We start from the raw sequence: 12,136 nt of genomic DNA, 5'->3' as shown, positions 1-12,136 counted from the left end.
AGATCTTCATCTGTACAACACGCCCCCGTTGTGTAGCGGCCTAGCACGCTGCCCTCTCACGGCAGTAGCGCCGGTTCGAATCCGGTCGGGGGTACAGATCCTTCCCGCGAGATCATCTGGGTCGCACCCACGATTTCGATGCAGGATCGCTAGGGCCCCCGTTGTGTAGCGGCCTAGCACGCTGCCCTCTCACGGCAGTAGCGCCGGTTCGAATCCGGTCGGGGGTACGGGTTTCACCATGGGCTATGGTGTAATTGGCAACACTACGGTTTCTGGTACCGTCATTCTAGGTTCGAGTCCTGGTAGCCCAGCGCAGATCTTCATCTGTACAACACGCCCCCGTTGTGTAGCGGCCTAGCACGCTGCCCTCTCACGGCAGTAGCGCCGGTTCGAATCCGGTCGGGGGTACAACAGAGCAAGCGGTCAAGGGTCCTTCACTTCGGTGAGGGGCCCTTGCTCGTGTGTTCGGTGCCCGTTGCGCACGGGCCCGGCGCACTCAGAGTCCGTACCGCCGGTTCGACTCCTCCTCCTGGGCCAACCGGCGCAGCGACAGCAACAGCGGTTCGTGGAGCACGACCGAGGCCACCGCCATCTCCACCTGCTCCGCCCCTGCCGGATAGGACTCCATCATGTCCAGGTCTCGGACCGCGACTTGCTCCATGAGGCGGGCCTGCTCGGTCAAGTACTCGATGTCGCAGGCGTAGCCGAGCCGGATGAGTGTGGCCATGGAGGCGACCAACGAGCGGTACGTGGGGTCCAGGAAACCGAGTTCCTGCACGAACGCCCAGCCGAGCCGGTCGAGAAGCCGGTCGACCTCGCGGCGCGCTGATTCCGTCTCCGGGGCGTCCCCGTCCGGCTCGGGGCCGTGCGGCAGCGACCAGAGGGCGGCGCCCAGCCGGATCGTGCGGCCGAGGGATTCGTCGTCGACATGGGCCAGTACCTCGCGGGCCGTTGCCACCGGGAGGCGGCCCACCTGGATCAGTGCCCGCACCAGACGCAGTCGGCGCAGATGGCTCTCGTCGTACTCGGCCTGGGTCGCGCTGACGCGCTCACCGGGCGGCAACAGCCCCTCGCGCAGGTAGTACTTGATCGTCGCCGTCGAGACGCCGCTCTGCTTGCTCAGTTCCGCGAGTCGCATGTTCTGTGCCTTCCCTTGCGCCACCCCTTGGGCAGTGTCACTATCCAACCATTGGATAGCTGCACTCTCCAACGTGATCAGGGGGCAAGGCGTGCGTGCGAAGCCGATACCGGGGCGGACGACCGCGGCAGCCGAGGGGGACGCGGTCGTCCTGCTCATAGGGATGCGCATCAATCACTTCTGGGGCGTGCACCACTGGCTGCCGGTCTTCGTGGCAATGCCGCGCATGCTGCGGGAGTTGAGCCGGGACAGGAGCCGCGGGCTGCTCGGCTACACCCTGCTGTCCGGATCGCCGAGGACGTACTACGTCGTCCAGTACTGGGAGTCCAAGGAGAAGCTCTACGCGTACGCCGCCGCGCCCGACATGTTCCACCGCAAGGCCTGGACGATGATGAACCGCAAGGAGAAGAAGTCCCGGCAGCACGTGGGGCTGTGGCACGAGGCATACGTCGCGCCCGAGGGGTCGTACGAATCGATCTACGCCGACATGCCGCCGTACGGACTGGCTGCGGCGACGGGCGTGCTGCCGATCGAGAAGCGGGGACGGAGGGCGGCGGACCGTTTCGCGCACCGCTCGTCCGCGGAGCGGAAGGGCTGAGAGGGGGCCGTCACGACGCTGGGACGGCCGGGGAACGATTTCTTGCTGTGCCGGGCCTGCTGCCGGGCCTGTGCGGCGGACGGGCCCCGGGACGCGCCTGTGTGCGTGATCCGTACGTCAGCCGTTGCGGCGCAGGGCCTCGCTCAGCCGGGCCGCCGAGTCGATGACCGCCTGGGCGTGCATCCGTCCCGGGTGGCGGGTCAGCCGCTCGATCGGTCCGGAGACCGAGACCGCGGCGACCACCCGGTTCGACGGCCCGCGTACCGGCGCCGAGACCGAGGCGACGCCCGGCTCCCGCTCGCCGATCGACTGGGCCCAGCCCCGGCGGCGCACGCCCGAGAGCGCCGTCGCCGTGAAGCGGGCGCCCTGAAGGCCGCGGTGCAGGCGCTCCGGCTCCTCCCAGGCCATCAGGATCTGGGCCGATGAGCCCGCCTTCATGGTCAGGGTGGAGCCCACCGGCACGGTGTCCCGCAGTCCGGACAGCCGCTCCGCCGCAGCCACGCAGATCCGCATGTCGCCCTGCCGGCGGTAGAGCTGCGCGCTCTCGCCGGTGATGTCCCGCAGATGCGTGAGCACCGGGCCCGCCGTCGCCAGCAGGCGGTCCTCGCCTGCCGCGGCCGCGAGCTCCGCCAGTCGGGGGCCGAGGATGAATCGGCCCTGCATGTCCCTCGCCACCATCCGGTGGTGTTCCAGTGCCACAGCCAGTCGATGAGCCGTGGGTCGTGCAAGCCCGGTCGCCGCGACCAGCCCGGCGAGGGTGGCCGGGCCGGACTCCAGGGCGCTCAATACCAGAGCCGCCTTGTCGAGAACGCCGACGCCGCTAGAGTTGTCCATACGACGATACTCGCGTCTCACTCTGTGAAACGCAAGTTCAATTTCCCGCGGAAGTTGCGAACCTGTAGGGGCGGCCGCACAACGGCCCGTAGCCACCGCCCCGCACGGGGGTCCGGACGGCGGCGCACCGAAATCTCTAGTTGGGCCGGCGAAGACGCCGGCCGGAGGGAAAGCGATGGGTAGGACACTCGCGGAGAAGGTCTGGGACGACCACGTCGTCCGGCGCGCGGACGGCGAGCCCGATCTTCTCTTCATCGATCTGCACCTGCTGCACGAGGTGACCAGCCCCCAGGCCTTCGACGGCCTCCGGCAGGCCGGACGCCGGGTGCGGCGCCTCGACCTCACCATCGCCACCGAGGATCACAACACCCCGACCCTCGACATCGACAAGCCGATCGCCGACCCGGTCTCCCGCGCCCAGTTGGAGACCCTGCGGAAGAACTGCGCGGAGTTCGGTGTACGGCTGCACCCGCTGGGCGACGTCGAGCAGGGCGTCGTGCACGTGGTCGGCCCGCAGCTGGGTCTGACCCAGCCCGGCACCACCGTCGTCTGTGGCGACTCCCACACCTCCACGCACGGCGCTTTCGGTGCGTTGGCGTTCGGTATCGGCACCAGCCAGGTCGAGCACGTCCTGGCCACGCAGACGCTGCCGCTGGCCCGCCCGAAGACCATGGCGATCACCATCGACGGCGAACTGCCCGACGGTGTCACGGCCAAGGACCTGATCCTCGCGATCATCGCCCGGATCGGCACCGGCGGCGGCCAGGGCTACATCCTCGAATACCGCGGCTCCGCCATCGAGAAGCTCTCGATGGAAGCCCGGATGACCATCTGCAACATGTCGATCGAGGCGGGCGCCCGGGCCGGCATGATCGCCCCGGACGAGACCACGTTCGACTACCTGAAGGGCCGCGACCACGCCCCGCAGGGCGAGGACTGGGACGCCGCCGTCGCGTACTGGAAGACGCTGCGCACGGACGACGACGCGGTCTTCGACGCCGAGGTCGTCATCGACGCCGCCGAACTGGCGCCGTTCGTCACCTGGGGCACCAACCCCGGCCAGGGCGCGCCCCTGTCGGCCAACGTCCCCGACCCGGCTTCGTACGAGGACGCCTCGGAGCGGAACGCCGCCGAAAAGGCCCTGGAATACATGGGGTTGACCGCCGGACAGCCGCTGCGCGAGATCAACGTCGACACCGTCTTCGTAGGCTCCTGCACCAACGGCCGGATCGAGGACCTGCGCAACGCGGCCGCGATCCTGGACGGCCGCAAAGTCGCCGACGGCGTACGGATGCTGGTCGTCCCGGGCTCGGTCCGGGTCGCCCTGCAGGCCGTCGAGGAGGGCCTGGACAAGGTCTTCACCGCGGCCGGCGCGGAATGGCGGCACGCGGGCTGTTCGATGTGTCTCGGCATGAACCCCGACCAGTTGGCCCCGGGCGAGCGCTCCGCGTCGACCTCGAACCGGAACTTCGAGGGCCGGCAGGGCAAGGGCGGCCGTACCCACCTGGTCTCCCCGCAGGTCGCCGCCGCCACCGCCGTGCTGGGCCGTCTGGCCTCGCCGGCCGACCTGTCCGACGCCCTTACGTCCGCCGGAGTCTGAGAACCATGGAAGCTTTCACCGCACACACCGGCCGGGTCGTCCCGCTGCGCCGCAGCAACGTCGACACCGACCAGATCATCCCCGCCCACTGGCTGAAGAAGGTCACCCGCGACGGCTTCGAGGACGGGCTCTTCGAGGCATGGCGCAAGGACCCCGAGTTCGTCCTCAACCGGCCCGAGCGGGACGGCGCAACGGTCCTGGTGGCCGGTCCCGACTTCGGCACCGGGTCCTCCCGCGAACACGCCGTCTGGGCCCTGCAGAACTACGGTTTCAAGGCCGTCATCTCCTCCCGGTTCGCCGACATCTTCCGCGGCAACTCGCTGAAGAACGGGCTGCTGACCGTGGTTCTCGACCAGAAGGTCGTCGACGCACTGTGGGAGCTGACCGAGGCCGACCCGGCCGCCGAGGTCACCGTCGACCTGGAGGCGCGCCAGGTCCGGGCCGAGGGCATCACCACCGACTTCGAGCTCGACGAGAACGCCCGCTGGCGACTGCTGAACGGGCTGGACGACATCAGCCTCACCCTTCAGAACGAAGCGGACATCGCGACTTATGAGGCGGCAAGGCCGACCTTCAAGCCGCGTACAATTAACGCCTGAGCAGCGCGTTTCCAGTACTGCGCCCCCTGCCTTCTGGTAGGGGGCGCAGTCGCTTGTTGAGACCCCGTCGGGCGACAACTCGCCCCAGATGGCACAATCGGTGCATGGAACGCGACAGCCAACTCAAGCTTTACGGCCAAGTCGCCGACCGATTGAAGGAAGCGCACACAAGAGTGCGCGCACTGCAAGTCCCGGAGGGCGTACGGATGGCGCTGTCCCGGAAGCTGTTGGTCATCACGGCTGCGGCGAAGCACGATCTCCCGGATGCGGCAAGGCGTCTGGACCGGTTGATGAAGGACCTCGATGAGGGCCGATTCCCCGAAGGTGACTGACTCTGCGGAACTGTGCAGCGGTCGACTTCGTTGCGGCACTAGGGTGATTAGCCCGTTTCGTGTTTGATTTGCGGTATATATCTGCCTAACGTGCGAAAACGCTTGAACACTTACGTTCTGGCAATGTCTCCGAAGGGGAAGACGTGAACAAGGCACAGCTCGTAGAAGCGATTGCCGACAAGGTCGGCGGCCGTCAGCAGGCCGCGGACGCTGTCGACGCGGTACTCGACGCGATCGTCCGTGCAGTTGTCGCGGGGGACCGGGTCTCGGTCACCGGTTTCGGCTCGTTCGAGAAGGTCGACCGCCCGGCCCGCTACGCCCGCAACCCGCAGACGGGTGAGCGCGTGCGGGTCAAGAAGACCTCGGTGCCCCGTTTCCGTGCGGGACAGGGCTTCAAGGACCTGGTCAGCGGCTCGAAGAAGCTCCCCAAGCACGATGTGGCCGTGAAGAAGGCGCCCAAGGGCAGCCTCTCGGGTGGTGTTTCCGCCCGTGCGATCACCAAGGCCGCCGCCAAGAAGGCCACCGCCAAGAAGGCCGCGGCGAAGAAGGTCACCGCCAAGAAGACCGTGACGGCAGCGAAGACCGCCGCGGCCAAGAAGACCACCGCGAAGAAGACGACCGCGGCGGCCAAGAAGACCACGGCAGCCGCGAAGACCACCGCGGCGGCGAAGAAGACGACGGCTGCCAAGAAGGCCGTCGCCGCCAAGACCGCGCCCGCCAAGAAGGCCACGGCGAAGAAGGCGCCCGCGAAGAAGGCCACGGCGCGCAAGACCACTGCCAAGAAGGCCGTCGCACGGAAGAAGTGAGACCGAGCAGCGCAGGGCTCCTCACACGCGCCGGGCCGGGCTCCCCTCGGGGAGCCCGGCCCGCGGGCTGTCCGGGGTGCGTTCAGCGGCCCCGTGGGCCGGACGCGCCCTTCAGAACGTCTGCAGCGTCACCAGGGTGATCCGCAGGGTCGCCCCCTCGCCCTCCACCTCGATCCGCACCCGCTGCCCCGGGCGCAGCAGCCGCAGGCCGCCCGCGTCGAAGGCCGGGGCGTCGAATTCCACCGGGGTGCCGTCGTCGAGCAGCACACTGCCGGTGCGGGTCTCGGGGTCGTACGTGTACGAGGTCGCCTGCATGAACGGCAGCCTATCGGTCCCTCGCGGGCACTTCCGCGGCCAAGCTGCCCGCCGTGTGCGGACCCACCCCGAGGGCCAGCGCGGCCCGCAGATCGGCGCCGGTGTCCACGTCCTGGCGGACCGAGTCGATGCCGGCCGGGACTATTTCCACCGCGCCCGAGGCGAGATGCCGGGCCCGGGACGGACCCCCGAAAGCCGGACGCAATTCCATCCCCACCGAAGCCGACAGGAAAGTCGTGCCGATTCCCGCCGCATCCGTGACAAATGCGCGCGGAAATTCAGCGGCGAATTCGAGCACCCGGGACAATTCCGCGGGACGCAGCGCGGGCAGATCCGCGTTGAGCGCGGCGACTGCGGCGGCGGGCCTTCGGCCGCGTATCGCCCGCTCGCCATGGGCCAGCGCGGCGTTGAGTCCGGCGGCCGGTCGGTCGGGAACGATGCGCGCGCCGAGCGCCGAGAGCGCGGCCCCGGCCATCGGGTCGTCCGTGACGACCACCACATCCCGTACGGCCCGGCAGGCCAGCGCGGCGGCCACGGTGTCCTGGGCGAAGGCCAGGGCGAGCCGGGGGCGCAGCAGCGGGCCCGTTGCCTGCGTCAGCCTGCTCTTGGCCCTTGCCAGCGGCTTCAACGGGACGACCAGGGACCACACCCCGGTCCGGTCGGTGTTCGTGGCGATCTCCCCCTCGGTGCGCATCGCCGCTTATTCTCGCCTGCCGGTACGACAACCCGGTGCGACAACCCGGAGGGGCGGCCCCGGGGGTGGGGCGTACGGTGTTCTCGACAGAGCAGGGGCCTGGGGCGAGACTTGACCGCCACAGGCAGGCAAACACGTCAGGTCCGTAGAGGAAGGTGTCCGAGTGTCCGGCCGCAGAATCGGCTTCTGGTACCGCCTGGCGGCGGTCATCGCAAAACCGCCGCTGGTGGTTCTGTTCAAGCGTGACTGGCGGGGAATGGAGCACATTCCGGCCGAAGGCGGATTCATCACTGCGGTCAATCACAACTCGTACTTGGACCCGCTCTCCTACGGTCATTTCCAGTACAACACCGGCCGGGTGCCGCGGCTCCTCGCCAAGGCGGGGCTCTTCAAGACCCCCTTTGTCGGCATGATGCTGCGTGGCACCGGACAGATCCCCGTGTACCGCGAGACGACCAACGCGCTGGACGCCTTCCGGGCCGCCGTCGACGCCATCGAGCGCGGCGAATGCGTCGCCTTCTACCCGGAGGGCACCCTCACCCGCGACCCCGACATGTGGCCCATGGCCGGCAAGACCGGCGCCGCCCGCGTCGCGTTGATGACGAAGGCCCCGGTCATCCCCGTTGCCCAGTGGGGCGCGAACCTGGTGATGCCGCCGTACGCCAAGGAGAACAAGCTCCGACTGTTCCCGCGCAAGACCCTCCAGGTGCAGGCCGGTCCGCCCGTCGACCTCTCCCGGTTCTACGACATGGAGCCGACGCCCGACGTCCTGCGCGAGGCGACCGAGGTCATCATGGCCGCGGTCACCGCCCAGCTCGAAGTCGTACGCGGCGAGAAGGCCCCCGCCGAGCTGTACGACCACCGCAAGGCGCGTGCCGAACAGCGGCGCAAGGCCGAAGGAGAGGCACCCAAGTGACGCACCCCGTAAAAGCAGCCGTCTTCGGAACCGGCTCATGGGGTACGGCCTTCGGCATGATTCTCGCCGACGCCGGCTGCGAGGTCACCCTCTGGGGCCGTCGCGCCGAGCTCGCCGAGGCGGTCAACACGACCCGTACCAACCCCGACTACCTGCCGGGAATTGAGCTCCCCGAATCCATCAGGGCCACCACCGACGCCGCCGAGGCGCTGCGCGGCGCCGACTTCGCCGTGCTCGTCGTGCCCTCGCAGACGTTGCGCGCCAACCTCGCCGACTGGGCCCCGCACCTCGAACCGGACACCGTCCTCGTCTCGCTGATGAAGGGCGTCGAACTCGGCACCGCGAAGCGGATGAGTGAGGTCATCGAGGACGTCACCAAGGTCCCCGCGGACCGCATCGCCGTCATCAGCGGCCCCAATCTGGCCAAGGAGATCGCCGAACGCCGCCCCGCCGCGGCAGTCGTCGCCTGCCAGGACGAGTCGGTGGCCCGCCGCCTCCAGGCCGCCTGCCACACCCCGTACTTCCGCCCGTACACCATCACCGACGTGGTCGGCTGCGAACTCGGCGGCGCGGTGAAGAACGTCATCGGTCTCGCCGTCGGCATCGCCGACGGGATGGGCCTCGGTGACAACGCCAAGGGCTCGCTCATCACCCGCGGCCTCGCCGAGACCACCCGGCTCGGTCTCGCCATGGGCGCCGACCCGCTGACGTTCTCCGGACTCGCCGGTCTCGGCGACCTCGTGGCGACCTGTTCCTCGCCGCTGTCGCGCAACCACACCTTCGGCACCAACCTCGGCCGCGGCATGACGCTGGAAGAGACCATCGCCGTCACCAAGCAGACCGCCGAGGGCGTCAAGTCCTGTGAATCGGTGCTCGATCTGGCGCGCCGGCACGGCGTCGACATGCCCATCACGGAGACGGTCGTCTCCATCGTCCACGAGGGCAAGCCGCCGATGGTCGCTCTGGGCGAGCTCATGTCGCGCAGCGCGAAGGCCGAGCGGCACTGACGCCCGACCGGCCCCGGTGGCGCTGACGCGACCCGTACCAGCAGGTACGCTCATCGCGATATGAGCAGCGAGAACCTCCCCCAGAGCCCGAAGCAGCAGCTCCGCAAGCCGCGTGTGGCCGTCGTGTTCGGCGGCCGCAGCTCCGAACACGGTATTTCGGTCGTCACGGCAGGTGCCGTCCTGAACGCCATCGACCGGACGAAGTACGACGTCCTGCCGATCGGCATCACGACGGACGGCCGCTGGGCGCTCACCGCCGACGAGCCCGAACGCATGGCCATCACGGACCGGAAGATGCCGGACGTGGCCCAACTGGCCGAGTCCTCCGAGGGCGGCGTGGTGCTCTCCGTCGACCCCGGCAGCCGCGAAGTGGTCTACAGCGAGCCCGGCTCGGTGCCCAAGGCGCTCGGCGAGGTCGATGTCGTCTTCCCCGTCCTGCACGGCCCGTACGGCGAGGACGGCACCCTTCAGGGGCTCCTGGAGCTGTCCGGCGTGCCGTACGTGGGTGCCGGTGTGCTCGCCTCGGCGGTGGGCCAGGACAAGGAGTACATGAAGCGGGTCTTCACCTCGTTCGGGCTGCCCGTCGGCCCGTACGTCGTCGTCCGCCCCCGCGAATGGGACAACGACCGCCTCGCCGCCCGCAAGCGCATCGTGGACTTCGCCGGGGAACACGGCTGGCCGCTCTTCGTGAAGCCCGCGCGGGCCGGCTCGTCCATCGGCATCACCAAGGTCGACGACCTCTCCGGACTCGACGAGGCGATCGAGGAAGCCCGCCGCCACGACCCCAAGTTCCTCGTCGAGTCGCTGCTGCGCGGCCGCGAGATCGAGTGCGGGGTGCTGGAGTTCGAGGACGGACCGCGTGCCAGCGTGCCCGCCGAGATCCCGCCGGTCACCTCGCACGACTTCTACGACTTCGAGGCCAAGTACATCGACTCGGCGTCCGGGATCGTGCCCGCCCCGCTCACCGAGGAGCAGACCGCCGAGGTCCAGCGGCTCGCGATCGACGCGTTCGAGGCCGCGTCCTGCGAAGGCCTGGTGCGCGCCGACTTCTTCCTCACCGAGGACGGCACGTTCGTCATCAACGAGATCAACACGCTGCCGGGCTTCACTCCGATCTCCATGTACCCGCGGATGTGGCAGGAGAGCGGTGTGAGCTACCAGGAGCTGGTCGACCGGCTGATCCAGGCGGCGTTGACCCGGTCCACCGGCCTGCGCTGACCCCGGAGCTACACGCTGTCGGGGACCGTCTTCCTGACGGCCGGGGCGAACGCAGCCAGCGGGCTGGCGTCATGGGCGTACGCCGACGAGAGCGTCACCTCGACATACGCCTTGCGATAGGTCGTGGTGAAGCGCGGACCGGCGTCCTCCGGCTGCTCCAGCAGCCAGTTGACGCCGTCCGCTTCGGTCCCCTTGGCCATGGGATCGTCCATCTTCGCGGGCCGGTCGACGCCGCAGCGCAGTACGATCGCCCCGTCCCCCCACGAGGCGGTCAGCACGGACCTCGGCCCGGAGTCGTCACGGTTCTGTCCGGCAACGGTCTCCGGCAGCTCCTTGTGCAGGGCACCGCAGTAGGCTGCGACTTCCGGCACCGGGGTGGGGACCGTGATCGACGCCGGGGAGCCCGTTGCGGAGCAGCCCGCTGCGGCCAGCACCAGAACGGCAGCGGACGGACCGAGAAACACGGGGCGGCGGAGCCGGCGGCGGAAGGACGTCACCGGCCCAGCGTAGACGGGGGCTACAGGTGGACGACCGGGCAGGTCAGGGTTCTGGTGATGCCGTCCACCTGCTGGACCTTGGCGACCACCATGCGGCCGAGTTCATCGACTGTGTCGGCCTGCGCGCGCACGATCACGTCGTAGGGGCCGGTGACGTCCTCTGCCTGGATCACTCCCGGGATTTTCGCGATGGTCTCGGCGACGGTCGACGCCTTGCCCACCTCGGTCTGAATAAGGATGTACGCCTGTACCACGGAACCTCCAGGGCGGCCACGAGGATCATGTGGGGGAAAGAGACGCCACGGTATCGCGTTGCCGAGGGCGGCGGGGAGACCTGTGGAACGGATGACGTCCACAGCGTGGCGCACGGATGCCATCAGTTGACGTATGCCTTGACAGTACCGACAGCACTGAAGGCCCGCGACCGCAAGCGCAGCGGTGCGGGCGGGGGACAGGCATGCCGGTGGCAACGGGGGCAGACTGCTCCCGGCGGCCGGGCCACGGCCCGGACCACCGGCCGCCGACCGAGACCGGACGTCCGTCCGGCGCGACAGATGAGAGGTGAGACTCGGTGAAGGGAACCGTGGGCGAGTTGGGGGAGTTCGGGCTCATCAAGGAGCTCACGTCCCGGCTCACCAGCACTCCGGCGGTACGGCTCGGACCTGGCGACGACGCCGCGGTCGTGGCCGCTCCCGACCGCAGGGTCGTGGCCAGTACGGACATCCTGTTGGAGGGACGGCACTTCCGCCGCGACTGGTCGACGGCGTACGACGTCGGACGCAAGGCGGCCGCACAGAACCTCGCCGACATCGCGGCCATGGGCGCCGTCCCCACCGCGCTGCTGCTCGGCCTGGTCGTCCCGGGCGGACTCCCGGTCACGTGGGCGGGCGAGTTGATGGACGGCATCCGTGACGAGTGCCAGGTCGCGGGGGCGGCCGTGGTCGGCGGTGACGTCGTCGCCGGGGAGACCATCACCGTCGCGATCACCGCACTCGGCGATCTGCGCAACCACGAACCCGTCACCCGGGCCGGCGCCCGCCCCGGCGATGTCGTCGCCGTCACCGGCTGGCTCGGGTGGTCCGCCGCCGGGTACGCGGTCCTCTCCCGCGGCTTCCGTTCCCCGCGCGCCTTCGTCGAGGCCCACCGGCGCCCCGAACCGCCGTACCACGCGGGCCCCGCGGCCGCCGGACTCGGCGCCACCGCCATGACCGACGTCAGTGACGGACTCGTCGCCGACCTCGGCCACATCGCCGAGGCCAGCAAGGTCCGGATCGATCTGCGGTCCGGGCTGATCGACATCCCCTCGCAGATGTCCGACATCGGCCAGGCGGTCGGCGTGGACCCGCTCCAGTGGGTGCTCACCGGTGGAGAGGACCACGCGATCGTCGCGACCTTCCCCCAGGACGTGAAGCTGCCCGCCCGCTGGAAGGTGATCGGCGAGGTCCTCAACCCGTCCGCGCTGCCCCAGGTGACGGTCGACGGGGCTCCTTGGACCAGCAAGGGTGGCTGGGACCACTTCGGCGGCATCGAGGACGCCCACTAGTGCCGTGACCGGCAATGTCCAACCCATGGGGAGCGTCGT

General features: G+C 69.3%; 15 protein-coding genes and 4 tRNA genes. 13 read left to right on the top strand and 6 right to left on the bottom strand.

The features are described from left to right. Positions 1-21 precede the first annotated feature (21 nt). The 4 genes from ACFU6I_RS27770 to ACFU6I_RS27755 all read left to right on the top strand — a co-directional run bounded on the left by ACFU6I_RS27770 (position 22) and on the right by ACFU6I_RS27755 (position 408). Positions 22-94: transfer RNA gene (locus tag ACFU6I_RS27770), tRNA-Glu, on the top strand. 60 nt (positions 95-154) lie between these two features. Further along, positions 155-227: transfer RNA gene (locus ACFU6I_RS27765), tRNA-Glu, on the top strand. A 12-nt stretch (positions 228-239) separates the two neighbouring features. Continuing rightward, positions 240-311 (top strand) — tRNA-Gln (locus ACFU6I_RS27760). 24 nt (positions 312-335) lie between these two features. Continuing rightward, positions 336-408: transfer RNA gene (locus ACFU6I_RS27755), tRNA-Glu, on the top strand. Between the two features lie 88 nt (positions 409-496). On the opposite strand, the gene ACFU6I_RS27750 is transcribed toward ACFU6I_RS27755, so the two are convergent. Then, a complete protein-coding gene (locus tag ACFU6I_RS27750) occupies positions 497-1,138 on the bottom strand; it encodes a MerR family transcriptional regulator (RefSeq protein WP_384371610.1) in 642 nt (213 codons plus the stop codon). Positions 1,139-1,229: 91 nt separating this feature from the next. Between ACFU6I_RS27750 and ACFU6I_RS27745 the strand changes: the two genes are divergently transcribed. Then, a complete protein-coding gene (locus tag ACFU6I_RS27745) occupies positions 1,230-1,736 on the top strand; it encodes a DUF4188 domain-containing protein (RefSeq protein WP_384371608.1) in 507 nt (168 codons plus the stop codon). A 117-nt stretch (positions 1,737-1,853) separates the two neighbouring features. On the opposite strand, the gene ndgR is transcribed toward ACFU6I_RS27745, so the two are convergent. Continuing rightward, complete coding sequence (gene ndgR, locus ACFU6I_RS27740; RefSeq protein WP_030928691.1) at positions 1,854-2,570, bottom strand: IclR family transcriptional regulator NdgR; 717 nt, start codon at positions 2,568-2,570, stop codon at positions 1,854-1,856. A gap of 175 nt (positions 2,571-2,745) precedes the next feature. On the opposite strand from ndgR, the gene leuC reads away from it, so the two are divergent. From leuC to ACFU6I_RS27720, 4 genes are all read left to right on the top strand, one after another. Continuing rightward, positions 2,746-4,170: a 3-isopropylmalate dehydratase large subunit gene (gene leuC, locus ACFU6I_RS27735; RefSeq protein ID WP_384039764.1), complete on the top strand. Its 1,425-nt coding sequence runs from the start codon at positions 2,746-2,748 to the stop codon at positions 4,168-4,170. Positions 4,171-4,175: 5 nt separating this feature from the next. Continuing rightward, positions 4,176-4,769, top strand: coding sequence for a 3-isopropylmalate dehydratase small subunit (gene leuD, locus ACFU6I_RS27730; protein ID WP_384371606.1), 594 nt, complete (start codon positions 4,176-4,178; stop codon positions 4,767-4,769). A 104-nt stretch (positions 4,770-4,873) separates the two neighbouring features. After that, a complete protein-coding gene (locus ACFU6I_RS27725) occupies positions 4,874-5,101 on the top strand; it encodes a hypothetical protein (protein ID WP_072487271.1) in 228 nt (75 codons plus the stop codon). Between the two features lie 143 nt (positions 5,102-5,244). Next, positions 5,245-5,907 carry an HU family DNA-binding protein gene (locus ACFU6I_RS27720; RefSeq protein WP_384371604.1) on the top strand — a complete coding sequence of 221 codons (663 nt, stop codon included), beginning with the start codon at positions 5,245-5,247 and terminating at the stop codon, positions 5,905-5,907. A gap of 111 nt (positions 5,908-6,018) precedes the next feature. On the opposite strand, the gene ACFU6I_RS27715 is transcribed toward ACFU6I_RS27720, so the two are convergent. Both ACFU6I_RS27715 and cofC read right to left on the bottom strand, forming a co-directional pair. After that, on the bottom strand, positions 6,019-6,222 hold the full coding sequence (locus tag ACFU6I_RS27715; protein ID WP_037689929.1) for a hypothetical protein: 204 nt from the start codon (positions 6,220-6,222) through the stop codon (positions 6,019-6,021). 10 nt (positions 6,223-6,232) lie between these two features. Further along, on the bottom strand, positions 6,233-6,916 hold the full coding sequence (gene cofC / locus ACFU6I_RS27710; protein ID WP_384371602.1) for a 2-phospho-L-lactate guanylyltransferase: 684 nt from the start codon (positions 6,914-6,916) through the stop codon (positions 6,233-6,235). Between the two features lie 163 nt (positions 6,917-7,079). Here cofC and ACFU6I_RS27705 point away from each other — a divergent pair, with 163 nt between their 5' ends. Genes ACFU6I_RS27705 through ACFU6I_RS27695 form a run of 3 tightly spaced genes read left to right on the top strand, consistent with a single transcriptional unit; the run spans position 7,080 to position 10,057 of the window. Beyond that, complete coding sequence (locus ACFU6I_RS27705; protein ID WP_384371600.1) at positions 7,080-7,832, top strand: lysophospholipid acyltransferase family protein; 753 nt, start codon at positions 7,080-7,082, stop codon at positions 7,830-7,832. After that, on the top strand, positions 7,829-8,839 hold the full coding sequence (locus ACFU6I_RS27700) for an NAD(P)H-dependent glycerol-3-phosphate dehydrogenase (protein ID WP_266981094.1): 1,011 nt from the start codon (positions 7,829-7,831) through the stop codon (positions 8,837-8,839). Before ACFU6I_RS27705 ends, ACFU6I_RS27700 begins: the two co-directional genes overlap by 4 nt. A gap of 60 nt (positions 8,840-8,899) precedes the next feature. Further along, positions 8,900-10,057 carry a D-alanine--D-alanine ligase family protein gene (locus tag ACFU6I_RS27695; RefSeq protein WP_384371598.1) on the top strand — a complete coding sequence of 386 codons (1,158 nt, stop codon included), beginning with the start codon at positions 8,900-8,902 and terminating at the stop codon, positions 10,055-10,057. A gap of 8 nt (positions 10,058-10,065) precedes the next feature. Here ACFU6I_RS27695 and ACFU6I_RS27690 read toward each other — a convergent pair whose 3' ends face one another. Together ACFU6I_RS27690 and ACFU6I_RS27685 are read right to left on the bottom strand one after the other, a co-directional pair. Beyond that, positions 10,066-10,554: a DUF3515 domain-containing protein gene (locus ACFU6I_RS27690; RefSeq protein ID WP_384371596.1), complete on the bottom strand. Its 489-nt coding sequence runs from the start codon at positions 10,552-10,554 to the stop codon at positions 10,066-10,068. Positions 10,555-10,574: 20 nt separating this feature from the next. Continuing rightward, positions 10,575-10,808 (bottom strand): Lrp/AsnC family transcriptional regulator, encoded by a 234-nt coding sequence (locus ACFU6I_RS27685; RefSeq protein WP_064070330.1) that lies wholly within the window; start codon positions 10,806-10,808, stop codon positions 10,575-10,577. 317 nt (positions 10,809-11,125) lie between these two features. On the opposite strand from ACFU6I_RS27685, the gene ACFU6I_RS27680 reads away from it, so the two are divergent. Beyond that, positions 11,126-12,097 (top strand): thiamine-phosphate kinase, encoded by a 972-nt coding sequence (locus ACFU6I_RS27680; protein ID WP_384371594.1) that lies wholly within the window; start codon positions 11,126-11,128, stop codon positions 12,095-12,097. Positions 12,098-12,136 lie beyond the last annotated feature (39 nt).

The sequence above is a fragment of the Streptomyces sp. NPDC057486 genome (assembly GCF_042802415.1).
Taxonomy (GTDB): Bacteria; Actinomycetota; Actinomycetes; order Streptomycetales; family Streptomycetaceae; genus Streptomyces; species Streptomyces yanii.
Note: the sequence above shows the minus strand (reverse complement) of the source record. Positions and strands in the feature narration are given on the sequence as shown.